General features: G+C 39.8%; 25 protein-coding genes. 21 read left to right on the top strand and 4 right to left on the bottom strand.

What is annotated here, in order from left to right; genetic code table 11:
- The 6 genes from AC3XNE_RS10595 (at nt 1) to recD2 (ending at nt 6,847) form a co-directional block, all read left to right on the top strand.
- Nucleotides 1-1,143: a cysteine desulfurase family protein gene (locus tag AC3XNE_RS10595; RefSeq protein ID WP_489832040.1), complete on the top strand. Its 1,143-nt coding sequence runs from the start codon at nt 1-3 to the stop codon at nt 1,141-1,143.
- A 22-nt stretch (nt 1,144-1,165) separates the two neighbouring features.
- Nucleotides 1,166-1,507 (top strand): cysteine desulfurase, encoded by a 342-nt coding sequence (locus tag AC3XNE_RS10590; RefSeq protein ID WP_489832039.1) that lies wholly within the window; start codon nt 1,166-1,168, stop codon nt 1,505-1,507.
- A gap of 195 nt (nt 1,508-1,702) precedes the next feature.
- Nucleotides 1,703-2,830, top strand: a complete 1,128-nt coding sequence (gene mnmA, locus AC3XNE_RS10585) for a tRNA 2-thiouridine(34) synthase MnmA (protein WP_489832038.1) — start codon at nt 1,703-1,705, stop codon at nt 2,828-2,830.
- A gap of 138 nt (nt 2,831-2,968) precedes the next feature.
- Nucleotides 2,969-3,625 carry a histidine phosphatase family protein gene (locus AC3XNE_RS10580; RefSeq protein WP_489832037.1) on the top strand — a complete coding sequence of 219 codons (657 nt, stop codon included), beginning with the start codon at nt 2,969-2,971 and terminating at the stop codon, nt 3,623-3,625.
- Between the two features lie 46 nt (nt 3,626-3,671).
- On the top strand, nt 3,672-4,346 hold the full coding sequence (locus AC3XNE_RS10575; RefSeq protein ID WP_489832036.1) for a tetratricopeptide repeat protein: 675 nt from the start codon (nt 3,672-3,674) through the stop codon (nt 4,344-4,346).
- Between the two features lie 2 nt (nt 4,347-4,348).
- Complete coding sequence (recD2, locus tag AC3XNE_RS10570; protein ID WP_489832035.1) at nt 4,349-6,847, top strand: SF1B family DNA helicase RecD2; 2,499 nt, start codon at nt 4,349-4,351, stop codon at nt 6,845-6,847.
- A gap of 64 nt (nt 6,848-6,911) precedes the next feature.
- Here recD2 and AC3XNE_RS10565 read toward each other — a convergent pair whose 3' ends face one another.
- From AC3XNE_RS10565 to AC3XNE_RS10555, 3 genes are all read right to left on the bottom strand, one after another.
- Nucleotides 6,912-7,886: a diacylglycerol/lipid kinase family protein gene (locus AC3XNE_RS10565; RefSeq protein WP_489832034.1), complete on the bottom strand. Its 975-nt coding sequence runs from the start codon at nt 7,884-7,886 to the stop codon at nt 6,912-6,914.
- 92 nt (nt 7,887-7,978) lie between these two features.
- A complete protein-coding gene (rnjA, locus tag AC3XNE_RS10560) occupies nt 7,979-9,655 on the bottom strand; it encodes a ribonuclease J1 (protein WP_489832033.1) in 1,677 nt (558 codons plus the stop codon).
- Nucleotides 9,652-9,870 (bottom strand): DNA-directed RNA polymerase subunit epsilon, encoded by a 219-nt coding sequence (locus AC3XNE_RS10555; protein ID WP_489832032.1) that lies wholly within the window; start codon nt 9,868-9,870, stop codon nt 9,652-9,654. The genes rnjA and AC3XNE_RS10555 overlap by 4 nt, the downstream gene beginning before the upstream one ends.
- A gap of 233 nt (nt 9,871-10,103) precedes the next feature.
- On the opposite strand from AC3XNE_RS10555, the gene AC3XNE_RS10550 reads away from it, so the two are divergent.
- Nucleotides 10,104-10,589, top strand: a complete 486-nt coding sequence (locus tag AC3XNE_RS10550; RefSeq protein WP_489832031.1) for a hypothetical protein — start codon at nt 10,104-10,106, stop codon at nt 10,587-10,589.
- A 57-nt stretch (nt 10,590-10,646) separates the two neighbouring features.
- On the opposite strand, the gene def is transcribed toward AC3XNE_RS10550, so the two are convergent.
- On the bottom strand, nt 10,647-11,207 hold the full coding sequence (gene def / locus AC3XNE_RS10545) for a peptide deformylase (RefSeq protein WP_489832030.1): 561 nt from the start codon (nt 11,205-11,207) through the stop codon (nt 10,647-10,649).
- Nucleotides 11,208-11,429: 222 nt separating this feature from the next.
- Between def and AC3XNE_RS10540 the strand changes: the two genes are divergently transcribed.
- From AC3XNE_RS10540 to AC3XNE_RS10475, 14 genes are all read left to right on the top strand, one after another.
- Nucleotides 11,430-12,347: a Rossmann-fold NAD(P)-binding domain-containing protein gene (locus tag AC3XNE_RS10540; RefSeq protein WP_489832029.1), complete on the top strand. Its 918-nt coding sequence runs from the start codon at nt 11,430-11,432 to the stop codon at nt 12,345-12,347.
- Nucleotides 12,348-12,351: 4 nt separating this feature from the next.
- Nucleotides 12,352-12,642 (top strand): UPF0223 family protein, encoded by a 291-nt coding sequence (locus AC3XNE_RS10535; protein WP_489832028.1) that lies wholly within the window; start codon nt 12,352-12,354, stop codon nt 12,640-12,642.
- Nucleotides 12,643-12,646: 4 nt separating this feature from the next.
- Entirely contained in the window at nt 12,647-13,423 is a 777-nt protein-coding gene (locus AC3XNE_RS10530) for an inositol monophosphatase family protein (RefSeq protein WP_489832027.1), read from the top strand.
- Nucleotides 13,424-13,559: 136 nt separating this feature from the next.
- Nucleotides 13,560-15,401, top strand: a complete 1,842-nt coding sequence (typA, locus tag AC3XNE_RS10525; RefSeq protein WP_489832026.1) for a translational GTPase TypA — start codon at nt 13,560-13,562, stop codon at nt 15,399-15,401.
- A 249-nt stretch (nt 15,402-15,650) separates the two neighbouring features.
- On the top strand, nt 15,651-15,932 hold the full coding sequence (locus AC3XNE_RS10520; RefSeq protein WP_489832025.1) for a DUF1507 family protein: 282 nt from the start codon (nt 15,651-15,653) through the stop codon (nt 15,930-15,932).
- 10 nt (nt 15,933-15,942) lie between these two features.
- Nucleotides 15,943-17,139: an FtsW/RodA/SpoVE family cell cycle protein gene (locus AC3XNE_RS10515; protein WP_489832024.1), complete on the top strand. Its 1,197-nt coding sequence runs from the start codon at nt 15,943-15,945 to the stop codon at nt 17,137-17,139.
- 72 nt (nt 17,140-17,211) lie between these two features.
- Nucleotides 17,212-20,670 carry a pyruvate carboxylase gene (locus tag AC3XNE_RS10510; RefSeq protein ID WP_489832023.1) on the top strand — a complete coding sequence of 1,153 codons (3,459 nt, stop codon included), beginning with the start codon at nt 17,212-17,214 and terminating at the stop codon, nt 20,668-20,670.
- Between the two features lie 30 nt (nt 20,671-20,700).
- On the top strand, nt 20,701-20,985 hold the full coding sequence (locus AC3XNE_RS10505; protein WP_489832022.1) for a YlbG family protein: 285 nt from the start codon (nt 20,701-20,703) through the stop codon (nt 20,983-20,985).
- Nucleotides 20,986-21,001: 16 nt separating this feature from the next.
- On the top strand, nt 21,002-21,571 hold the full coding sequence (gene rsmD / locus AC3XNE_RS10500; RefSeq protein ID WP_489832021.1) for a 16S rRNA (guanine(966)-N(2))-methyltransferase RsmD: 570 nt from the start codon (nt 21,002-21,004) through the stop codon (nt 21,569-21,571).
- Complete coding sequence (gene coaD / locus AC3XNE_RS10495) at nt 21,568-22,050, top strand: pantetheine-phosphate adenylyltransferase (protein WP_489832019.1); 483 nt, start codon at nt 21,568-21,570, stop codon at nt 22,048-22,050. The genes rsmD and coaD overlap by 4 nt, the downstream gene beginning before the upstream one ends.
- Complete coding sequence (locus AC3XNE_RS10490; protein ID WP_489832018.1) at nt 22,043-22,777, top strand: PDZ domain-containing protein; 735 nt, start codon at nt 22,043-22,045, stop codon at nt 22,775-22,777. Before coaD ends, AC3XNE_RS10490 begins: the two co-directional genes overlap by 8 nt.
- A complete protein-coding gene (locus AC3XNE_RS10485) occupies nt 22,755-23,063 on the top strand; it encodes a S16 family serine protease (RefSeq protein WP_489833409.1) in 309 nt (102 codons plus the stop codon). The genes AC3XNE_RS10490 and AC3XNE_RS10485 overlap by 23 nt, the downstream gene beginning before the upstream one ends.
- Before the next feature lie 135 nt (nt 23,064-23,198).
- Nucleotides 23,199-23,951 (top strand): helix-hairpin-helix domain-containing protein, encoded by a 753-nt coding sequence (locus AC3XNE_RS10480; protein WP_489832017.1) that lies wholly within the window; start codon nt 23,199-23,201, stop codon nt 23,949-23,951.
- Nucleotides 23,952-24,069: 118 nt separating this feature from the next.
- Complete coding sequence (locus AC3XNE_RS10475; RefSeq protein ID WP_489832016.1) at nt 24,070-24,558, top strand: ComE operon protein 2; 489 nt, start codon at nt 24,070-24,072, stop codon at nt 24,556-24,558.
- Nucleotides 24,559-24,564: the final 6 nt, after the last annotated feature.

Genomic DNA, 24,564 nt, shown 5'->3' with positions numbered 1-24,564 from the left:
TTGAAATATATATATCTTGATAATGCGGGGACGACCCCCATGGCACCTGCAGTTATCGACAAGATGAAGGATACAATGGAAAATACCTTTGGCAATGCTTCAGCGACAAATTATTATGGCCGTCAAGCACGTGCTGTCTTAGATAGTAGCCGGCATGCGATAGCACAGTCGATCAATGCCAAAGATGATAATGAGATCATTTTTACCAGCGGCGGCAGCGAAAGTGATAATACTGCTATAGTTGGGACCGCACTGGCGCGTCAAGATCTAGGTCGTCATTTGATCACAACTAGCATTGAGCATGAAGCTGTCTTAAAACCGATGCACTTTTTGGAAAGTCAAGGTTTTGAAGTTACTTATTTGCCAGTTGACCATAACGGCGAGATCTCTTTGAATGATTTAAAGCAGGCTTTACGTAATGATACTATTTTGGTTTCGATCATGACAGGAAATAATGAAGTCGGAGCAAAAATGCCTATTCATGATATTGGTGACATAGTAGCTGAGTCTAACGCCTGGTTTCACACTGATGCGGTACAGGCATACGGCTTATTAGATATCGATGTTCAAGCAGACAAGATCGATTTGTTGTCTACGTCAGCACATAAATTAAATGGGCCTAAGATGGCTGGCTTTTTATATTGCCGCGCTGACCATAACCTTGAAACTTTGATCAAGGGTGGCGACCAAGAATTAAAGCGTCGTGCGGGTACTGAAAATATACCGGCGATCGCGGGCTTTGCTGAGGCGATCAAACTCAGTTCTTCAAAGAAAAAGGCTGCTCGTCGAAAGGCGTATTATTCGTTTAAACACCAGCTGCTTGACGGATTAAGGGAAAACGGGATCGAAGTCGAAGTAAATGGTAAATTAGATGAAGGTGAATTGCCACACGTACTGAACTTATGGTTCAAAGGAAAAAAGGCTGATGCTTTGCTGACCAACCTTGATTTAAAGGGGATTTCCGCTTCGGCCGGTTCGGCTTGTACAGCAGGATCTTTGGAGCCGTCCCATGTTTTGACTGCGATGTATGGCAACAATGATCCACGAGTCAGCGAATCATTACGATTTAGTTTCGGGACTTTTAATACTTCTTCAGATATCGCTGCTGTAATTCAGGCACTAACTGAGATCATTAAAAAATAAATGTATTTTGGAGGTAAGTATAATGGCAACAACAGACAAAGTACGGATCCAAGGTGATCAACAAACCTATGGTTTATCTCAAAATATCAAGAAGTATTCATTAAGAGATGCTGGGTTTTCTGAAAAAAAATCTGGCAAGTTTCAGTTGGAAAGAAACTTAGATCCAAATGTTTCTCCAAATGTGAGTTTGAAATTAAAGATCGTTGTTGATAAAGACCTGAAAAAATTTAAAATGTCGACAACGACCGCTAATGGCTTAAAAGATGTTGATATCTTTAAAACTGGTGATGTAAAGGCACAAAACGAACAATTGCATTATTTGTTGAATGATCTGATAGACCGGGGTATTTTGCGACAAATTTAGTGATAAAGGTGTCAGGTTCCGCTGATCGATTGTAAGATCAGGGGATCTTTTTAATTCTCTTTAAAAATAAACTAGCCTTTGTTCAAAAGTGAAATCTTTAAAAAGTACCCTCCATGTGCTACACTAAAAATTACTGAACAAAACGACCTTCAAATCGTGTAGATTCAGAATCTAAATGAATGATGGTGATAAAAAATGGCAGATAATAGCCATACCCGTGTTGTAGTTGGCATGAGTGGTGGGGTCGACTCATCGGTTTGTGCTTATTTATTAAAGCAGCAGGGTTATGATGTAGTCGGAGTTTTCATGAAAAACTGGGATGACACCAATGATAGTGGTGTTTGTACGGCAACACAAGACTATCAGGACGTAGCTAAAGTTGCTAGCGAGATCGGTGTTCCTTATTATTCAGTCAACTTTGAAAAGGAGTACTGGGATCGTGTTTTTACTTACTTTCTAGATGAGTACAAGAATGGCCGTACCCCAAATCCTGATGTCATGTGTAATAAAGAAGTCAAATTTAAAGCTTTTTTGGACTATGCCTTAGAAATCGATGCTGACTATGTTGCAATGGGACATTACGCACAGATCGCAAAGGATGCAAACGGTACGATCCATTTACTTCGGGGAGCCGATGACAATAAGGATCAGACTTACTTTTTAAGTCAGTTGAGTCAAAAGCAGTTGGAAAAAGTGATGTTCCCAATTGGCGGTATGCAGAAATCAGAAGTGCGGCGGATCGCTGCTGAAGCTGGTTTAGCAACAGCAGAGAAAAAGGATTCAACTGGGATCTGTTTTATCGGAGAAAGAAATTTCCGTAAATTTTTGAGTGAATTTTTACCCGCACAGCCGGGTAAAATGATCACTCTCGACGGTGAGATCAAGGGAGATCACTATGGCTTGATGAACTATACTATCGGTCAGCGCCGTGGGCTCGGTATTGGCGGTAACGGTCAAAGCAATGATCCATGGTTCGTTATTGGTAAGAACTTGGATAAAAATGAATTATTGGTTGGCCAGGGTTATGAGAATGAGCACTTGTATGCGACTTCTTTGGATGCAAGTAAATTGAATTTTATAGCACCGTTCGACGAATATGGGACTGATTTTCACTCCACTGCTAAGTTTCGTTACCGGCAAAAAGATGAAGGTGTGACAGTTCATTTGAACGATGACTTAACAAAAGCAGTTGTTGAATTTGACCGTCCTGTCCGTGCTATTACACCCGGTCAGGAAGTCGTTTTCTATGATGGTGAGGAATGTTTAGGTAGCGGAACGATCGATCATGCTTATCAAGCAGACCGTACTTTACAATATGTTTAATTTAAAAAGGAAAATAGGGCAGCCTATTTTCCTTTTTTATTGGGTCATTCGTGATACAACCAGGTAAAACTTTTTGTTTTTTAGAATTTTTAATGAGATAATATAACTATTACGCTGATAAGGGACGACACTGAATATATGACAAGATTATTTTTTATTAGACATGGAAGAACAAAATGGAATCTAGAGGGCAGGTACCAAGGAGCACACGGTGATTCGCCGTTATTGCCTGAAAGTTTGCGTGAGATCGATGAATTAGCAAGTTTTTTAAATGACTATAACTTTGCAAAGATTTATAGCAGTCCTATCAAACGTGCAAGGATAACGGCTCAAAAAATTGAATCACAATTAAATCAATCATTGAACATTATTCAAGATGAGGCTTTTGCTGAATTTGATCTGGGCAAGATGGAAGGGATGTTGTTCCAAGATGTTGAAAAAAAGTATCCTAAAGAACTAGATGCTTTTAGGCATCACCCAGAGCAATATGATCCGACTAGCATTCAAGCTGAGTCATTTCAACAATTATTTGACCGGATGACTCCTAAGATCATCGAGATCTGTCAAAGGTATCCAGATAAAAATGTGATCGTTGTGTCTCATGGGGCAGCTCTTTGTGCAGAGATCCGTCACTTACAAGGCGTTCCTTTGGAGCGGATCCGTAGTCGGGGCGGATTGACGAACACAAGTACAACTATTTTACAAACTCTTGATAAGGGACAATATTTTAAATGTTTAGAATGGAACAAAACCGATTATTTATCAAGAAAGTTGACAAAGAATGATACGGTTTAAAAAATCTGACGCCTTTTAAGATAGTGATCGATGAGGAGGAGTAACATTGTCAGAAAGAGAAAAATTACAAGTCAAAAATGATAGGGTCATAAAAAGGCTGATCGCTGATTTAGACAAAGACCCATATGATCCCAAACGTTATTATGATCTGGGTAGTATGTTAACAACTATACAAAGCTTCCAACAAGCTGAAGAGTTATTTTTAAAAGGTTTGAACGTTTTTGAAAAAGAACCACAAAAACAAGAACTATTACACTATGGCTTAGGAAATGTGTATTATTCCACAGGCCTATATGCAAAGGCGACTGCTGAGTTTTCAAAGGTCAAGGACAAAAAATTAAATGCAGACGCTTTATTGATGATAGCCCAGGGGTATTTTGCTCAGAATCAGTATCAACAAGCGATGGTGTATGCTTTGACAGCGAGTGAAAATTCACCAAATGAACCAGATGCTAAATCATTGTTAGGTAATTGTTTTTTGGCAACGGGCGATTTTAGGAATGCACAAAAGTATTATGACCAAGCATTATCGTTAAAACCGAATGACGTGCGAGTCAACTTTCAGAGAGGTTTGACTGCTCTGGTTCAAGGTCAAGATGCGGATCGATTTTTTACCAAGGTCAAAAAAAGAGATCCACAGTATTTTGAAAAGCATAAGGAACGTTTGAATGACATCGCGACAGTTGTTAAAGATAAACATGATCAAGGGACTAAGGAGTAAAAATGGCACAACAAAATATTGAGCTGTTTGGCACTTCTCAGCTACAAGATGAGACTTTTGTCGTTGGTCAAGTGGTTCAAATCTTTTTCCAGTCGTCTGCGAACTTTTATAAAGTTTTGCTTGTTAAGATCAAGGATAAAAATTTTGACTGGGCAGAAAATACGATCACTGTTACTGGAAATTTTGCAGATATCAAAGAAGAAACTCCATATCGGTTTAGCGGCAAGGTAGTCAAGCACCCTAAATATGGACAGCAATTTCAAGCAGATAACTATCAAACTGAGATCCCGAGTTCTAAGGAGGGCCTCGTGACTTATCTTTCCAGCAGTCAATTTCCAGGGATCGGTGAAAAGACCGCGCAGCGGATCATTGAAAAATTGGGAAATGATGCAGTAAGTATTTTATTACAAGACCCACAGAAAGTTAAGAACTTGGGGTTAAGTGAAAAACAACAAAAGAGTTTGGTTGATAATTTAGAGGCCGATCAAGGGATCGAGCAAATAATTATTGGCTTGAACAGCCTAGGCTTCTCAAGTAAAATGGCTGCCCGGATCTATGCTTACTTTCAAGAAGACACCCTGAATACGATTCATAACGATCCTTACCAACTTTCGATCCATATCAATGGCATTGGTTTTTACCGTGCGGATCAAATAGCCGAGCAATTAGGATTCGAGCCTGATGATAGTGGGAGACTGCGTGGAGCAATTTTTCACGTTTTATTTGAGGACAGTTCTTCTGAGGGTAACACTTTTATTCCTGGAGATATTTTACTGCAAAGAGTACAGCAATTACTGGAAGCAGGTCGCCATGTTGAAATTGATCCAGATAAAATAGCCGATGAGTTGATCAACTTAGTCAATAAAAGAAAATTGGCAGTCGAGAAGAATAATTTTTACTTGAAGCAATATTTTTATGGCGAATGGGATATTGCTACTCAATTTGCCCGCTTGTTGTCAGACGATGAAGATAGCCAGCTATTCGCAGAAGACCAATTGGCTGCTGATTTGAGTAAGATCGAGGAACAAATGAATATTGAATATGATCCGTTTCAAAAAGACGCAATCGTCGAGGCCTTGACTTCCAAGGTGTTTTTACTAACAGGTGGGCCGGGTACGGGGAAGACTACGATCATTAATGGGATCGTTGCTTTGTATGCCTACGAAAATGACATTGATTTAGAGGCAAAACGGCTCCCGATACTTTTAGCTGCTCCAACTGGACGTGCGGCCAAAAGAATGAGTGAAATGACCGGGCTGCCCGCAAGTACTATTCATCGTTTGTTAGGAATAAATGGCCATGACGAGCAGTTACCTGATGAAGTCGATGAGTTAGATGGAAGGCTGCTCATTATAGATGAAACATCGATGGTCGATACGGATCTGATGAAAATACTGCTTCAAAGTATTCCGGACAACATGCAGGTTATTTTTGTTGGAGATCGTCATCAGCTACCCTCTGTTGGTCCAGGACAGGTCTTTTCAGACATGCTTGCCAGTGGCCTGTTGCCTAAAAAAGAATTAACTAAGATCTATCGGCAAGGAGAATATTCTTCTATCATTTCGTTAGCTCATGCAGTCAATGAAGGGACTCTCCCAGCAGACTTTACTCAGCAGCAAAATGATCGTTCTTTCATTTTGTGTAGTGCTAGTCAGGTCCCACAAGTTATAGCGCAGGTCACAGAAGTTGCTGTGAGAAAGGGCAACGAAACTGACGAGATCCAGGTGTTAGCTCCGATGTATCGTGGGCCGGCTGGAATAGATAACCTGAATGACCTCTTGCAAGGGATCATGAATCCAGTACATGCAAGGCAAAAAGAAATCGAAGTAAGGGGTCATCATTTAAGGATCGGAGATAGAGTTTTACAGTTAGTTAATGACCCTGAAAAAAACATTTATAATGGCGATATCGGTAAAATTGTAGCTATCGATATCGGTGATAAAGGTCAAAAAGCTGAACCGGATAATGTTACAGTTGCTTTTGAGCAAAATGAAGTAGAAATTGAAAAAAAAGATTGGAATAATTTGACGCTGGCGTATTGTTTGTCGATCCATAAGTCACAAGGAGGAGAATTCCCAATTGTGATCTTGCCGATGGTCAAGCAGTTTTCCCGTATGTTTGCTCGTAATCTCTTGTATACAGCGATCACACGTGCTAAGGCGAAACTGATTTTAGTCGGTGACCTTGATTCATTTCGCCAAAGTGTGACTAAAGTCGCCCATACCAGATCAACTACTTTGAAGCAAAGGTTGCAAGTTGAACTGGGAGATGGTGAAGGCGATTCCGAACAGACTGTAAAAAGGGGCGGTGGTAGTAGTTTGCAAGGCAAGCATTCGGAAGCCACGATTGCTGATGAAAGTAATGCAACAAGAGTGCCCTCTGCAAAGACGGATAGTGGTGAATATACTTTGACCTTACAGTTGATCGATTCTCAAGACATCGATCCCATGATCGGCATGCAAGGTTTGAGTCCGGTAGATTTTATGTCGCAGAAACTATAAAGAAATAAAAGGTTCCAGTAGTAATGAGTAATTAAGAAGATACTCATTGCTACTGGAACCTTTTTTAATGTCTATCTTTGACCGGAATACTTTGAACATCGACCCAAAATGGATACTTGAGTACTTTAAAAAACAAATCAAAATATTGATTGGGTAATTCTTCACCATCTATTTGACCAAATTCTAGTGAATTAATAACAAGATGAATTTCTTTTTCCTTGTAGTGGTGTATTCCAGGAAAACGTAACTGTTTCCTGAAGTAAACTATGAACCCAAGAAGACAGAATTTTAACAGATTCATGTTATCAGCAACTATCAGATCAAGTTGACGATCAGTCGCATCTGCTTCAGGAGATAAAACTAATCCACCCGAAAAATAGGGTTGATTTGAAATATTAACGATATAAGTATGTTGGAAAAATTCATACTTGTCACCCATTCGCAATGTTACTGGGAAAGATTCTTGGTCCATATACGCTTTAAAAAGTGCTGCAAAATAACTAAAAAAATTTAAGTGCAGCTTCTTAACTAATTTTGATGGTTTACGATGATGTACCATACTGGTTAAATATGCGTCCTGGCCAACACTATAATCGTTTAAGAAATAACCTTGTTTATTATGAGTCATTTCTTGGTAATAACCGACATCATAATAGACAGTATCTTGGGCATTTAAGGTTTGCTTTAAGGCTGAAACGGGTGTTTTTGCCAAACCGATACCACGTGCAAAGCTATTATTATTACCTGAAGGTATAAAACTCAATGGCAGGTCCACTGTTTTTGCATCCTTAATACCATTTAAAGCATCATTTAATGTTCCATCGCCGCCAACAACAAGGATCACATACTTGTTTTGATCAGCTGTGTTCAATTTGGACACAAAAGAGTTGGCGATTTCTCGTGCATCACCAGAATGACGAGTTAATTTAAAAGAATATTGGACTTGTCTCGTGTTTAATTCATCTTTGATCGTTTCCCAAATTTTTTGTGATCTACCATGATTGGCATAACAATTAACGATCAGAAAAAAGGTTCGCAATTTTAGTATTCTCCTTTCTTGCATAATTTTAAAGGCACTAAGTAAATAAAGACCGGAAATACCATGAGGTAGTCCCGGTCTTTTGGTTAGTTTTAGACAGTGACAAACATTGGTAGGATCATTGGATGCCTTTCAGTTTGATCGTATAAAAATGATTGTAGTTCTGAAGTAATAGCTTCACGGATCATTGCCTCAGTCACATTTTCATCCTTTAGAGTTCGTTTGATCGTCCGATTTAAAAGACGACGCCCTTTATTGATCAGTTCCCCAGATTCACGCATGTAGATGAACCCGCGTGATAGGAGGTCAGGCCCAGCTAAGATCTGCTTTTTTTGCATGTTTACCGTGGCAACAACAACTACGATACCGTCTTTTGAAAGAGTACGCCGATCACGCAAAACGACGTTGCCAATATCACCTACTCCTGAGCCATCAACGTAAACATCACTGGCATCAAAATGCCCCGCGATACGTGCAGAATCTTTTGTCAAAGCAAGCACATCGCCGTTTTCTAGAATAAAGGTGTTTTTCTTTGGCACATCACACCTTTGGGCTAACTCAGTATGGATCTTAAGCATTCTATATTCACCATGGACAGGCATAAAAAATTTTGGCTTCGTTAAACGTAACATAAGTTTTTGTTCTTCTTGACCGCCGTGTCCTGATGCATGGATATTATTAACTTTACCGTGGATCACAGTAGCTCCTGCTTCTTCCAATTCATTTATCACCCGGTTAACACTTAAGGTATTACCTGGGATAGGGGAGCTTGAAAACACAACTGTGTCGTTGGGCTGGATCGATACTTGTCGATGTGTTCCGTTGGCGATCCGGCTCAAAGCAGCCATTGGCTCTCCTTGAGAACCCGTACATAATATCATTACTTTATTTGCGGGTAAGCGATTGATCTCTCTAGCATCAACCAGCGCATCATCAGGAATATCTAAATAACCTAATTCACGTCCGTTGGCGATCGCTGCTTCCATACTGCGTCCGAAAACTGCAATTTTTCGTCCGCGATTGATTGCCGCAGAAGCAGCCTGCTGCACACGTGAAATATTTGAAGCAAAAGTTGCAAATATGACGCGTCCGTCTACTTTTTCGAAAATTTGGCGGATAGATTTTCCGACCCACCGCTCAGATTTGGTAAAGTTAGGGATCTCTGCGTTAGTACTGTCAGACAATAAACATAAAACACCTTCATCACCCAATTTTGCCATCTTTTGTAAGTTAGGCGGCTGGTTGGTGATCGGTGTCAGATCAAACTTATAGTCTCCTGTGCAAACAATTGTCCCAGAAGGAGTTTTGATCGCAACTCCTAGGGTGTCAGGAATAGAGTGAGTAGTGCGGAAAAAAGAAACACTCGTTTTCCTAAACTTCAAAACAGTATCTTCATTAATTTCATGCAATTCTGTCGTTCTTAACAAACCATGTTCTTCTAATTTGCTTTTGATCAGGGCTAAAGCTAGAGGGCCTGCATATACTGGGACGTTGACTTGCTTTAAAAAGTAAGGGATCCCGCCGATATGATCCTCATGACCATGGGTGATCACAAGGGCTTTTATTTTTTGTTTGTTTGCTACTAAATATTGGTAGTTTGGGATGACATAATCGATACCTAGAAGGTCATCTTCAGGAAATTTGATCCCTGCGTCAACGACGATGATCTCATCTTGAAATTGGATGCCATAGGTGTTTTTACCGATCTCATCCAAACCGCCAACGGCAAAAACAGCCGTTTCGTTATTTCTGACACTCAGCTTTTTCATTTATTAAACTCCGTTAGTTGGTAATTTATACTTTGCTGTTCATATTCAAGAGTAGCCCCATCGAGTTGTTCAATAAACTCAATGTTGTATTCTGTTTGTTCTTCAACCAAAGAACGTGCTTGAACCTCAGAGTCGGCCTCTAGGTAGAGACATTCAGTATTCTCGCGCCGTGGACTCTCTTTTTTAGTTGGTTGATAATATACTTTAAAAATCATTTGTTATTCTCCTTCATTAATATAATCGACTGTTTTACGTTCAAAAACGCAAAAAATAAAATTCCGAACATGGGTCGTTTACACGATAATTAATATTATTCTAGCATAGAAAACTTATCAAGTATAGAATTGGGCGCTAACGTTTAAAATTAAATTACATTTCATCTAGGTATGTTAAAATAGTAATGAAACAAAATTTTTGCTGTTCAAGCTACTAAAAGGAGCAGGTTTTTGTGAAAATATTTTTTGGTATCGTCATTCTGCTTTTAGTTATTATCGTCATAATTTTCGGCGCCAGAAAGATAAGAGCCCACAATCTAAAAGAAAAGCAAAGGGAGTATGAGTCACTGGTAACTGATGCTGTAAAGACAGCGCTTAAAGGAGTAAAAGTACCGGGATTTGATGGTGCAAATGACCCATTTGGGCCTCTTGCAGTTTCTCCAGTGGCTAAAGTGTGGGGACTAAATGTGGCAGTTTTCGGTTTTTCTTTTTATTTTGTAGAGCTCGATAAAAAACAGGTCCATCAGGTTAAAAATAAAATGGCTAAGCAACTGAAACTGTATTCCAAACAAAATGGCTTAATCAACGGCGGTGGAAAAAGTCCATTAGTTATTTCAGATATTTGGTTTCGTGAGGGCAAACTTAACGTTGAGATAGCATATCTGGTCAATCAAGAAACCATCGGGTATGTTAAAGATATAGAAAAATTGGAAAAATAAAAAAACTGACGATCAATGTCAGTTTTTTTAGTGGGACGTAGAAAAGAGCTTGGAGTTTTAACCAATCAAGATCCCACCATCTGGTGTTTCAAATCTTGCGTTTTCATTAATGTGATCATAGAATAAAGTACCATTAAGGTGATCAAATTCATGTTGGACAACGATTGCTGGATAGTCTTTAAGGCGAGAAATATGTTTGTTGCCTTCCAAATCATACCAGCGTAACTTAATACGATCATGGCGCCAGACATATCCCGGGACATCTTGATCAACTGACAGGCACCCTTCGCCGGTCCCCAAGGCGGCACCCTGCACAGATTCAGTAAGAATAGTAGGGTTAACGAGGATCTCTTTAAATGCAGGTGGTTCTTCTTCGTCTTCACTAGGCACTAAAACAGCGGCCATTCGAGTTGGTGAACCAACTTGTGGTGCAGCAAGACCAACACCAGCACGCAAGTTGTATTTTTCCGCGAGTTGGTCGTCTTGGCTAATTTCTAAGTACTCCATCATTTTTTTGCCCATTTCGATTTCTTTATCAGAAAGTGGGAAAGTTAATTTTTTCGCTCGTGAACGTAAAACAGGGTCACCATCACGAGTAATATCGTCCATTAATATCACGTTTATATTGCCTCCATAAAAGATAATATAGCTCTATCTTAGCATAATTAACAGTTTCATGGCTAAAAAAGATGTAGAAGGTTCTAATTTTACTTACCTGTATGCGGCGAATGTAATAATGGACTTAATTTTTTAAAAAAGAAGAAAATTTTCAGATATAATAGTTTATGTTAGAATAAAAAGACAGATATGGATAACATTAATTCCATCGGAGGCGTGAATATGACAAAAAACGTTTTGATCTGTGGAAATGATTTGTTAGTTCAAGCAATTCTACAGCATAATATCGTTTCAGACAAAGAGATCAATTTTATTTGGTATCAAAAAGATGTTGAGTTCTCAGATACTGTCCGCGCTGTTTTGGACTCCGCAGTGATGGCTAAAAACCTGACATTGGTCGCAACAAATACGCCAGAATGGAGTGAGATAGATCTTTTGTTGATTGGAAGATCAGGACCTGTTAGTGAACAAAAGCCCACTCTTAAAGAAAATTTGCGTGCTGAGATCCACTGGACCCAACTTCTTATCAATCAGGCAATGGCTAATAACTTTGCCGGCCGAGTATGCTTTTTAACTGAATACGGTGAAGAACAGGTTTTTTCTGCTTTACGCTTTTCGGGATTGCCTGATAGTTCGATTTTTGGTTTAGGAACTCTACCATTGTCGATGTTGGCTGAAAAAATGATCAGTAATGTTTTAAAAATCGATGTGCGTCAGGTTCATGTGAGTGTACTAGGGACTTTTGTCAATGCTGTCCCGGCATGGAGCCGCGGATTAGTGGCAGGTACGCCGCTTTTATCCTTGATTGCGCAAGAGAATAGTTTGTTTACTCAAAATGAGTTGACTAAGATAGAGGAGCGTCTGCGAAATCGTTCAGAAAAAAGCGAATTACCAGCGATTTTAGCGAGCTTAGACCGTATTTTTGAAGCTTTGTTCTCATCTTTTGCACAAATCATCCCGTTGACCCATCAGGTTTTGTTGGGTGACCAAAAAATTGCTATCAGTGAACCAGTTTTATTGTCTAAGCAAGGCGTTTCCAGACTGCCAACCCTGAACTTATCTGAAGATGAAAAAAAGAAATTAGCTGATATTAAAGTTGGAGTTTCGGAACAAATCCAAAGTTTGACAGGTGGCAGATAAGACGATGAGTACAGAAAATTATGAATATCCTTTGATGCCAGAATGGGATGTTTCCGAAGTCATCATAGCGGCTGATCTATATCAGGCTGTTGAAAAGCTGTATACGAGCGGCATCGATCGTAATGAATATTTGCACAAATATCGCCGTTTTCAAAAAATGGAACCGGCAAAGATGGCCCAAAAGCAGCTCGATAAAAGGTTTCGAGCGGTTTCAGGCTTTAGCATCTATGCTGCAAGTCAGTATGTTTTGAAAAATGAAAAAAGATTTTTACGCTTCAAAGCAAAAAAGGGATGAGCAAATGATTAAACAACAAGAGATCCATCAACAAGTGAAAGAATGGTTTCATGAAGCAAGAATGAGGATCCTAAAAGGGCGTGCTGAAGGCTTAGATATTCAAAATAAAACGTCTAGGCTTGATTTAGTGACAAATATTGATAAGGAAACGGAACGTTTCTTTAGAGACAAGATCGGTGATAATTTTCCAGGATCAGCAATTTTAGGTGAGGAAGGAAAGAAAGCTGATATTAGATCATCTAAAGGCTTTTTTTGGGTGATCGATCCGATCGATGGCACAATGAATTTCGTTAAACAGGGCGCTCATTTTGCCAGTATGATAGCTATTTACCAAGATCAAAAGCCCCTTTTGGGTTATATTTATGACGTGATCAACGACCAATTATATTGGGGAGGTCCAGGGATCGGAGTTTACTGCAATGAAAAGAAAATGTCGGCCCCTGATAATATTGAATTGGCAGACGGGCTTTTGGGCGTCAACGGTCCAATGCTGATGAATGATTATCGCAATTTACAAAAAGTCATTAAAAAAAGTGCTGGTGCTCGCATATATGGCAGTGCGGGGGTTGAATTTATCCATGTACTGAAAGGGCAATGTGTTGGCTATCTTTCACATTTACGTCCATGGGATTATGCAGCAGGCAGTATTTTGGCAGAAAGTCTAAATTTGAGCGTGAAAACGATTGACGGCGAGTCTGTAGACGTGGTATCATCAGAAGATGTACTGGTGGCAACGGAAAATGCTTATACTGAGATTTCGGCATTGATGTCTGCCAAATGATAGCCGATGACTGTGGCTTCATTGTCACAGTTTTTTTATGCCAGGTTATGAAAATAATGTCAAAGTTTTCACAAAATTATGAAAAAGCAATGATATACTTGATTTTAGGATCTAGAAATGAAAGGGAGAGCAAATTTTGAAAACACGTGATGATATTCGTAATGTTGCCATTATCGCCCACGTTGACCACGGTAAGACAACTTTAGTTAACGAAATGTTAAAGCAATCTGATACACTTGATGAACATACTCAAATCAGTGATCGGGCACTCGACTCAAATGATATTGAAAGGGAACGTGGTATCACGATCCTGTCTAAAAATACGGCGGTTCGTTACCATGGTAAACAGATCAATATCTTAGACACACCGGGACATGCTGACTTCGGTGGAGAAGTTGAGCGGATCATGAAAATGGTTGACGGTGTTGTCTTAGTTGTGGATGCTTTTGAAGGGACTATGCCGCAAACACGGTTTGTTTTAAAGAAAGCTTTTGAACAACATTTGACACCGATAGTTGTGATCAATAAGGTCGATCGTCCGGGCGCACGTCCAGACGAAGTTGTTGACGAGGTGCTCGATCTCTTTATTGAACTGGGAGCAGATGAAGAACAACTTGATTTCCCAGTGATCTATACTTCTGCAATGAATGGGACATCTTCATTAGATTCAGACATCAATACTCAAGAACATACAATGAACCCGATTTTTGATACGATCATCGATACGATCCCTGCACCTATCGATAATTCCGAGGAACCATTGCAGTTCCAGGTTGCCATGCTCGATTACAATGAGTTTGTCGGTCGTGTTGGTGTCGGTCGTGTTTTCCGTGGTACTATCAAAGTCGGCGATCATGTTACAGTCATGAAACTTGACGGCAGCCAACAAAACTTTAGGGTCACCAAGCTGTTTGGGTACTTTGGTTTGCAACGTTTGGAGATCGACCAGGCAAGAGCTGGTGATTTAGTTGCCATTTCAGGAATGGAAGACATTTTTGTTGGTGAAACGATTTGCCCCGTTGACCATCCAGAAGCTTTACCGGTCTTGCGGATCGATCCACCTACACTACAAATGAACTTCATTACTAATAATTCGCCATTTGTTGGTCGTGAGGGTGATAAAGTCACTGCACGCAAGCTAGAAGATCGGTTGAAATTACAATTGCACACTGATGTATCATTGCGTGTCGAGGATACAGAATCTCCTGATACATGGGTCGTTTCTGGTCGTGGTGAATTGCATTTGTCGATATTGATCGAGACGCTGCGTCGTGATGGCTTTGAATTAGCGGTTTCAAGTCCAAAGGTTATCTTACATGAGGTCGATGGTAAGTTATCTGAACCATTTGAAAATGTTACGATCGATACGCCTGATGAGTATTCTGGTTCTATTATTGATGCCCTTGCGCAACGTAAAGGTGAGATGACTAATATGGAAACAGGTAATAACGGTCAGACACGCTTGACATTCTCAACACCGACTCGTGGTTTGATTGGTTTTGATTCACAGTTTTTGTCAATGACTCGTGGCTATGGGATCATGAGCCATACGTTCGCCGAATATAAACCAGTTATTCGTAATTGGGAACCGGGTCGTCGTAACGGTGCCCTTGTTTCCATTAATCAAGGTAAGGCTACGACTTATGCCATCATGGGTGTTGAAGGCCGGGGAACTATTTTCGTTGACCCAGGTACTGAAATCTATGAAGGTATGATCATTGGTGAATCTTCTCGCGAACGCGATATTTCAGTTAATATTACTAAGGGCAAGAACTTGACTAATGTTCGTCAGTCAAGTAAAGACCAAACGGCATCTATCAAAACGCCAACACACTTAACTCTGGAAGAATCCTTGGAATTCTTGAATGAGGATGAATTGTTGGAGATCACGCCAGAATCGATCCGTTTACGCAAGAGCATTTTGAATACAAATGCCCGTGAAAAAGAAGCAAAAAAATCAAAAAAAGAAACTAAATAGTTTTTTCGTCAGGACCGGGAGGTTGAACTTCCGATCCTTTTTTATACGCAAATAATGGTCAAGCTTAACAAAACATTTAAGATTTAAGAACGTTGATATATAACCTTTTTAATACAGTAAAGTTCGGTTATAGTATATAATAGATAAATCAAGAAAATGTTTTTTAGTGAATATAAATAATTAAACTGAACTTTTTTAAGATATATTGGTATATGATATAATTGCCCAAGTGGTGAAAGGAGAAAAGAAATGAAGCAGGCGGTAAGTAAAGAAGATGCATTAGCTATTTTGCAAGAGAGTGCTGCTAGTATTCGTCAGTTGATCGGCAATCAGAAATATGCCTTATGTGTAACTGACTGTCCGGCATTTGATGATGTGGCTGATACTCGTATTTATGGTTTTTCTTGTCAGGTCAGATTTGCTGTTTTATGTGGTTTATTGACTAATGATGAAGGGGAGCAGATGGTGGCTGATTTGGAAAATGACCTCGAAGTGATCAAACAAGAAGTTGTCGATCGTTCTGCTCAATGAAAAATATGGCATGAAAAAAATTAGAGAGAAAATAAAATATTTTGATAATTACCTTTTTATCCCATACATTATCCTTTGTGTAGTTGGGATCATTATGGTGTATTCAGCTAGTTCGATCAACCTTTCTTATAGCGGGCTAAAAGCAGACTCGTATTTATGGAAACAATTGATTTTTGTCGCGATCGGAGTTGCTGCATTATTAGTAGTCTGTCATTTGAATCCTCGCTGGTGGGCTAATTCAAAATTTTTACTTATTAGTTACGTGATCCTGTTGTTTTCACTAGGATTTGCGTTACTTTTCACTAATCCGATCAACGGTGCTCGTGGATGGATCAATTTAGGATCGATCAGTATCCAACCTGCCGAGTTTTGTAAACTGTATTTAGCTTTGTTTATGGCACGGCTAATGGCTTTAAGAGAAAAAGGGCTTGAGAATGGCGCTTACTATAATACTATGTCTAAAGTCAAACCATACAGCCTGGTAGCTTTGATGTTGTTCCTTGTTTTATTGGCCCCTGATTTTGGCGGTTTTACGATCAATTTAATGGTAGTTTTGATAATCGCGACAGCTTCTACTAACAGTGGGACTTTATCATATAAGAAAAGGACTGCTGTTTGGACAGCCGTTGTCGGGTGTTTGCTGCTCGTGGTCCAGGCTTTACGTTTAGGGAATCCTTTAGGTGGTACAAAGTACGCATATATGTATGCTCGTTTCCAGGCATTTTTTGATCCGTTTTCGGTGGCTGATGCGTCAGGGAAACAATTGGTAAATTCTTACTATGCCATCAGTAATGGTGGCCTTTTTGGACTTGGTCTGGGAAATAGTATTCAAAAAAGAGGATATTTACCTGCACCGTATACTGATTTTATTTTATCAGTGATCAATGAAGAATTAGGTTTCGTGGGGACACTAGTCATATTGGGTCTCTTATGCTTTATCATTGCAAGGGTCCTCTTGATCGGGGTACGGTCACAAAATACTTACAATACATTGTTTTGTTACGGGATCGGTTCTTTTATGCTCGTACAAGCCTGTTTTAATATAGGCGGGGTGTTAGGCTTGTTGCCTATCACTGGCGTAACTTTGCCGTTTATCTCATATGGTGGTTCAAGTATGATCGTCTTGTCCTTGTCAATAGGGATGGTCATGAATATTTCTGCTAACCAAAATCGTGGAACAGAAATCGATATTACCGCCGAAAGTTAAGGTGGTTTGAAAATAGCTCATTTAAATACAGATCAGCTACACGAAAATTTAATTACGAAAGTGGTGGGATAGATGAAGAAAGTTTTAATAGCTAATCGTGGAGAGATCGCTATCAGGATAATTCGTGCGTGTCACGAATTAAAGTTGAACACTGTTGCCGTCTATGCTAAGGAAGACGAATATGGGGTACATCGGTTTAAGGCTGATGAGGCGTATTTGATAGGTGCTGGCAAAAAACCGATCGAGGCATATCTGGATATTGAAGATATTATTCGGGTAGCCAAGATGACTGGTGCTGATGCGATCCATCCAGGTTATGGATTTTTAGCTGAAAATGAAGAATTTGCACAGCGTTGTCAGGAAGCAGGTATCATATTTATTGGCCCAACTGTTAAGCAACTGCATATCTTTGGCGATAAGGTGGCTGCCAAGCAAGTTGCTACTAAGTCTGGGTTACATACTATCCCTGGGACGACAGACCCCGTTACTTCGCTGGAAGAAGTAGCAGAACTTGCTGAAGAATTTGGATACCCGATAATGTTGAAGGCAGCATTAGGCGGTGGTGGACGTGGTATGCGGATCGTTCATAGTAGCGATGAACTGCAAACTAATTATGATCGTGCCAAAAGTGAGGCTAAACAGGCTTTTGGCAGTGATGAACTTTATGTGGAGAAATATCTAGACCATCCAAAACACATCGAAGTCCAGGTCTTAGCAGATAAACACGGACATGTCATGCATTTGTTTGAACGTGATTGTTCTGTGCAAAGAAGACATCAAAAAGTGATCGAATTTGCTCCAAGCCTGACATTGAATGAGCATAGAAGACAAGAAATATGCAACGCAGCAGTTGATTTGATGAAATCAGTTGACTATCTGAATGCTGGGACTGTTGAATTTTTAGTCACGGATTCTGATTTTTACTTTATCGAAGTCAATCCACGTGTTCAGGTAGAACACACGGTAACTGAAATGATCACAGATATTGATATTGTACAGACGCAAATCAAGATTGCAGATGGTCAAGATCTGTATTCCGAGATCGGGCTACCTAAGCAAGAAGTCTTGACTATGCATGGGGCGGCTATTCAATGTCGGATCACAACAGAAGATCCGGAAAATGACTTTTTGCCTGACACCGGTAAGATCGAGACTTACCGTTCACCAGGTGGGTTTGGTGTGCGTTTGGATGGAGGCAATGCCTATGCAGGTGCGACTGTCACTCCATTTTTTGATTCTTTATTGGTTAAGGCGTGCGTGCAAGCGCGAACTTTCAAAGACGCTGTGCAAAAGATGATGCGTGTTTTGAACGAATTTCAGATCCGTGGTGTTAAGACTAATATTGATTTTATGTTGAAGGTCCTCGCACATCCAGTATTTTATACTGGTAAAGCACACACAACTTTTATCGACGATACGAAAGAGTTATTTATTCCGGAAAAAGGACCAAGTACAAGTAATATGTTGTTGAATTACATCGGCGATGTCACGGTTAACGGCTATCCTGGTATGCAACGACATAAAAAAGTTTATTTTCCACATGCTCAACTTGATACTAGTTTGCTCAAAGATAAACCTCATCGAAATGCAAAATCTATTTTAAAAACTGATGGAGCGGATGCAGTAGTAAATTGGGTTTTGAAACAATCCAAATTGTTATTGACTGATACAACGATGCGTGATGCTCATCAGAGTTTATTTGCTACACGGATGCGTACGAAAGATATGGAACCGGTGATCGCCACTTATGATCAGGCGTTTTCTGATATTTTTTCTGCCGAGGTTTGGGGTGGAGCAACTTTTGATGTGGCATATCGTTTTTTGCATGAGGACCCGTGGGAACGTTTGAAGTTAATGAATGAAAAGATGCCTAATACTTTACTGCAAATGTTATTCCGTGGTTCAAATGCCGTTGGGTATAAAAATTACCCTGATAACGTTTTGCAAGAATTTATCAAGGAAAGTGCGCGGCAAGGTGTTGATGTCTTTCGGATCTTTGACAGTCTAAACTGGGTCGAGCAAATGGAAAAGAGTATACAATATGTCAGAGATACCGGTAAGATCGCTGAAGGTACGATGTGTTATACGGGTGATATATTGGATCCAAATGAGCACAAGTATGATTTGGGCTACTTTGTTTCTTTGGCTAAAGATTTAGTTTCTGCTGGTGCACAAATCGTAGCTGTTAAAGACATGGCAGGATTATTAAAACCAAATGCTGCCTACGAACTGATCAGTGCTTTGAAAGATGCGATCGACGTGCCGATCCATTTACACACCCATGATACAACTGGGAATGGCGTTGCTACTTACCTGCAAGCAACCAAAGCAGGAGTGGACATAGTTGATGTAGCAAGTAGTGCTTTATCGGGGACCACCAGTCAGCCTTCGATGACTAGCTTATACTATGGTTTGACCGGAGACAAACGACAACCACAACTCGATGTGGAAGCGGCTGAAGCTGTCGACCGTTATTGGTCGGGAGTTAAGCCTTACTATCAGGACTTTACGAAAACTTCTGGCTCTGTTCAAACTGATATATATCAGACAGGCATGCCAGGAGGACAGTATACAAATCTTCAGCAGCAAGCTAAAGCTTTGGGGCTTCCCGACTTTGAAGAAGTTAAGAAAATGTATCGGACTGTGAATAAGTTACTGGGTAATATTATTAAAGTAACGCCAAGCTCTAAAGTTGTTGGAGATCTAGCTTTATTTATGTTGCAAAACAAGCTGGATGCCAATAATATTTTGGAGCGCGGTGAAGAACTTGATTTCCCCCAGTCTGTTGTTGACTTTTTTGCTGGGGATATCGGACAACCGGTCGGCGGATTTCCACCGGATCTACAAAAGGTGGTTTTGAAAGGGAGACAGCCCTTGACAGTTCGCCCAGGGAGTCTGGCCAGGAATGTTGATTTTGCAGCTACGCAAAAAGAGCTTGCCCAGATCATTAACCGAAAACCGAACAAACAGGAAGTTTTAAGCTATATTTTATATCCGGACGTTTTCAAGGAATATGAGCAGTCTGCTAAACAATATGGAGCTGTTTATTACCTGGATACACCTACTTTTTACCAAGGAATGCGTTCTGGGGAAACAGCAGAGATCTCATTTGGCCATGGGAAGAGTATTATTATCAAATTGGATTCTGTCTCGAAACCAAATGATGTCGGTGAACGAACTTTGTTCTTTTCTGTAAATGGTGAGACTTCGAGGATCTTGACTAAAGATCAAAATTCTGCCAGTTCAAGTGTTACAGTTCCAAAAGCAGAGCCAACTAATCCAGAACACATTGGTGCAACACTTAGCGGTTCGGTACTTGAGTTGTTGGTCGAAAACGGGCAGAAGGTCAATAAGGGTGACGAATTAGTAGTTACTGAGGCTATGAAGATGGAAACAACTATCAAGGCTCCCTTTGATGGCACGATCAAGCATATCTATGTCAAAAAAGGTGAACTTTTGGAAACTGGGGATCTACTATTGGAGATCAGTCAGGATAAGCAAAAAGGAGACCGTGAAATGCCTGAAGTGTAAGCAGAATTTTGTGTGAAAGGAGGGGTGCAGTTGACATTTGAAATTAAACAGCGCCAAAGTATTGTCGTTTATCTGTACCATTTAAAACAAAGTAAGATCTTGCGGAAATACGGTACAATTCAATACGTCTCCCGCAAAATGAAATATGTCATTTTATACCTTGATCAAGATAAGATGTCAGAAACTATGGAGAAGATCTCAAAATTAAAGTTTGTAAAAGCAGTTGTCAAATCACCACGTCCTGAGATCAAACGAGATTTTCAAAATGAAGAAGTTTATAAGATGACCGAAGAAGACCAAGAAAAAAATAAATAATTGTTTGGAGAAAAAGATGAGAGTAGTTGCAGGAAATTATAAGGGCAGGAAGCTGAAGGCTGTCAGTGGCATGAAGACCAGGCCGACTACCGACAAAGTGAAGGAATCTATGTTTAATATCATCGGGCCTTACTTTGATGGTGGCAATGTTTTAGATGTTTTCGCCGGAAGCGGCGCCCTTGGGATCGAAGCAGTTTCACGCAGTGCTGAACGCGCGGTCTTGATCGATCGTTCTTACCAAGCAATTAAGACGATCAAAGAGAATATTGCGGTGACTAAAGAAGAGCAACGGTTTTCAGTGTTAAAAGGTGACTCTTTTAAAGTGCTGAATTCTTTGACTGAAAAACAAGAGCCGTTTGCTTATGTTTTTTTTGATCCGCCCTATCGTGAGCAAAAAATCATTAAAATGATCCAAATGTTGGTCCAATTACAGTTGCTGGCTGAGGAGGCGGTCGTAGTGTGCGAGACTGATCAAAATGCAAATTTACCGACTGAATTAACTGGCTTTGATCTACTAAAGCAGGTCGACTATGGCATAACTGAATTGACCTATTATAAATACAATGGGGGTAACGATCTAAAATGATAGCACTGTTTCCAGGAAGTTTTGACCCTTTAACAAATGGCCATTTAGATTTAATTTTCAGGGCTTCCAAGATGTACGATAAAATTATTGTTGCCATTATGACTAACACCTCTAAGAAACCATTATTTTCATCTGATGAAAAATTGCGTTTGGTCCAAGATAATGTTGCGTCTCTAAACAACGTTGAAGTCGTGGCTGTGGAGTCAGATCTGACTGTTAATGTTATGCATCGCTTAAATGCATCTATCTTAGTTCGTGGAGTCCGTGATGTTAAGGACTTTGAATATGAACGTGAAATTGCAGCGATGAATAGCCGCTTAGCACCAGAGATAGAAACGGTTCTTTTATTGGCACGTCCAGAGTATTCGTTTTTGTCTTCAAGCATGATCAAAGAAGTTGGTCAGTTTAACGGGGATATTGCCCAGTTCGTACCGGCTAATGTTGTTAGTTCTCTGCAAAAAAAGTGGTCACATGAATAAAAAAATAAAAATCAAATTATGGCATGTAGTTGCTTTGGTCGCGCTTTTAGTAGTGTTTTTTTTACCTCTGCCAGTCTACATCGATTCACCCGGGGCGGCGCAAGATACCTCTTCATATGTGAAGGTGAAAGGAAAACGAGACGATTCGCAGGGTAAATTTATGTTAGTTTATATTAAGCAGCTCAAGGCCACACCAATTACTTGGCTGCTTAGCTTTACCGATAAGTATGCCACTAGAGTATCTGCCCAACAAGAGATGGGCGACTATAGTGATAAAGAAATGCAACGTGTACAGAATTACTATATGTCGTCTTCTGTTGCTGAAGCAAAATACCGTTCTTTAAAAATGGCAGGTGCGAATGTAAAAAGACAGTATGTTGGTCTTTATGTAATGTCTGTGCTTAAAGATTCTAAATTTGCGAAAAAATTAACGATCGGTGATGTAGTTACGCAAGTCAATGGAAGGCATTATGATAATTCCAGTGACTATATAAGGGCGATCAAGAAAATTTCTCCGGCACAAAGAGTCAGTGTCACTTACCTGCGAGACAAAAAAGTTAAGAAGACCTCAGGCAAATTAGTTCGCTTACCCAATAGTAAGCGACATGGTTTAGGCATCACCTTGACTGATCGGTTGAAAACTTCAAGTTCAGTCCCGATCACCACGAATATGGCAGGGATCGGGGGGGCCTTCTGCTGGCTTGATGCTCACGTTGCAAATGTATAACCAACTTAGTCAGCAAGACCTGCTGCGGGGAAGAAATATTGCTGGAACGGGTACTATCGAAACGGACGGGACTGTTGGTCAAATAGGTGGGATCGAGCAAAAAGTTGTTGCAGCAAATAAGGCTAAAGCGGCTGTATTCTTGGTACCTAATGACCCACGTTTAGGCAAAGAAAATAACTATGCAGGGGCAAAAAAAACAGCAGCTGAAATTCACTCTAAAATGAAAGTTGTTCCCGTTAAAAACGTGGACCAAGCAGTCTCTTATCTTTCATCAAAAAATAAATAATTAAAGAAGAGGAATTTGAAACACTAATTTCTCTTTTTTGCGTATATATTTATGCTTTAACAAAACATCAATGGCTTGAAAGAATCACACGAATATAGCAGCTAGAGCTTTTCATTTGATGGAAGGATATTGCTTATGGAAAAAATAAGGATGCTTTGGGAGGAACACAAGGATAAGATTTTGCTTTTTGCAGTGGTTATTTTAATATTGGCAGTTTTCTTATTCCCTAAAATGAAGACCGTTACTTCTTTAGATGAAAATGGTATAGAAACACAAAGTCAGTCGCAGACGAACTATGATTTAGGCACAGTCGTTAGTTCTTCGCAAACGTCCTCTTCTGTTTTGGTTAGTGAAAACACTGGTGGAACGAAAAATACTACAACACAAAAAATCAGTGTGGATGTTAAAGGTGCAGTGATTCATCCTGGAGTGGTATGGATCGATTCGGACCAGAGAGTGGATGCCGTACTCAAGAAAGTAGGCGGGGCTAATAAAAATGCAGATCTTGATCAGGTAAATCTCGCGCATAAACTAAGTGATCAGATGTTGATCTATATCCCCGCTAAAGGAGAACAGACGCAGATCAGTAGCCCCGTTTTAATTGGGCAAGACCCAGCCAGCGAGACACAAGGCGGCCAAGAGTCGGTGGCTGAATCAACTCTTGAAACAGCAGGAGGTTTAAGTCAAGAAGGGCGAAAAATCAACTTAAATTCAGCAACTAAAGAACAATTGACAGAATTAAACGGTATTGGAGATAAAAAAGCAGATCAAATACTGGCTTATAGACAGCAAAACGGAAATTTTAAAACGATAGAAGATTTAAAGAATGTTTCTGGCATTGGCGATAAAATATTCGCAGGTTTGGCTGAACAAGTCACGGTAAATTAATGAAATATGAGTTTGAATTTGATAATAGGTGAGTTATAAATAGTTACTTTGAATATATGCTGATGAGCCAAATGAATATGCTATAATTATCTCAAGAAATAATGAGGAGTGCATCGTTATGGTTAAAGAAAGGATCCCTTGGGATCAATATTTTATGACACAAGCTGTTTTGTTGTCTACAAGAAGTACCTGTAAGCGTCTTTCGGTAGGTGCGATCTTAGTGCGAGACAAGAGAATAATTGCCGGTGGGTATAATGGCTCGGTTTCTGGTGACGTTCATTGTATAGATGATGATTGTTATTTGGTTGACGGGCACTGTGTGCGGACGATCCATGCTGAAATGAATGCTGTTTTGCAATGTGCAAAATTTGGCGTAGCAAGTGACGGTGCAGAAATATATGTGACTGATTTTCCTTGTTTGCAATGTACAAAAATGCTTTTACAGGCTGGAATACGTAAAATCTATTACTTAAGAAGCTATCATAATGATCCATATGCTATTTCTTTGTTGAAAAGAAAAAGAGTGACAGTTCAACCAGTCGAGATAGATAAAAGTTACTTGAACGATATTTTCAACGATGACCATTTTAACGAACAGGAGCTTTAAAAACGC

The organism is Ligilactobacillus sp. JN-6 (Y).1, assembly GCF_058111525.1.
Note: the sequence above shows the minus strand (reverse complement) of the source record. Positions and strands in the feature narration are given on the sequence as shown.

Excerpts from the sequence above, each read along its gene's own strand:
- AC3XNE_RS10490 (WP_489832018.1), top strand. The coding sequence starts at position 22,043 with ATGAATAAAAAAATAAAAATCAAATTATGGCATGTAGTTGCTTTGGTC.
- AC3XNE_RS10510 (WP_489832023.1), top strand. The coding sequence starts at position 17,212 with ATGAAGAAAGTTTTAATAGCTAATCGTGGAGAGATCGCTATCAGGATA.
- AC3XNE_RS10530 (WP_489832027.1), top strand. The coding sequence starts at position 12,647 with ATGATTAAACAACAAGAGATCCATCAACAAGTGAAAGAATGGTTTCAT.
- rsmD (WP_489832021.1), top strand. The coding sequence starts at position 21,002 with ATGAGAGTAGTTGCAGGAAATTATAAGGGCAGGAAGCTGAAGGCTGTC.
- rnjA (WP_489832033.1), bottom strand. The coding sequence starts at position 9,655 with ATGAAAAAGCTGAGTGTCAGAAATAACGAAACGGCTGTTTTTGCCGTT.
- AC3XNE_RS10515 (WP_489832024.1), top strand. The coding sequence starts at position 15,943 with ATGAAAAAAATTAGAGAGAAAATAAAATATTTTGATAATTACCTTTTT.
- AC3XNE_RS10480 (WP_489832017.1), top strand. The coding sequence starts at position 23,199 with ATGGAAAAAATAAGGATGCTTTGGGAGGAACACAAGGATAAGATTTTG.
- AC3XNE_RS10540 (WP_489832029.1), top strand. The coding sequence starts at position 11,430 with ATGACAAAAAACGTTTTGATCTGTGGAAATGATTTGTTAGTTCAAGCA.
- AC3XNE_RS10485 (WP_489833409.1), top strand. The coding sequence starts at position 22,755 with ATGCTCACGTTGCAAATGTATAACCAACTTAGTCAGCAAGACCTGCTG.
- recD2 (WP_489832035.1), top strand. The coding sequence starts at position 4,349 with ATGGCACAACAAAATATTGAGCTGTTTGGCACTTCTCAGCTACAAGAT.
- AC3XNE_RS10555 (WP_489832032.1), bottom strand. The coding sequence starts at position 9,870 with ATGATTTTTAAAGTATATTATCAACCAACTAAAAAAGAGAGTCCACGG.
- AC3XNE_RS10535 (WP_489832028.1), top strand. The coding sequence starts at position 12,352 with ATGAGTACAGAAAATTATGAATATCCTTTGATGCCAGAATGGGATGTT.
- AC3XNE_RS10475 (WP_489832016.1), top strand. The coding sequence starts at position 24,070 with ATGGTTAAAGAAAGGATCCCTTGGGATCAATATTTTATGACACAAGCT.
- AC3XNE_RS10590 (WP_489832039.1), top strand. The coding sequence starts at position 1,166 with ATGGCAACAACAGACAAAGTACGGATCCAAGGTGATCAACAAACCTAT.
- coaD (WP_489832019.1), top strand. The coding sequence starts at position 21,568 with ATGATAGCACTGTTTCCAGGAAGTTTTGACCCTTTAACAAATGGCCAT.
- mnmA (WP_489832038.1), top strand. The coding sequence starts at position 1,703 with ATGGCAGATAATAGCCATACCCGTGTTGTAGTTGGCATGAGTGGTGGG.
- AC3XNE_RS10580 (WP_489832037.1), top strand. The coding sequence starts at position 2,969 with ATGACAAGATTATTTTTTATTAGACATGGAAGAACAAAATGGAATCTA.
- AC3XNE_RS10520 (WP_489832025.1), top strand. The coding sequence starts at position 15,651 with ATGAAGCAGGCGGTAAGTAAAGAAGATGCATTAGCTATTTTGCAAGAG.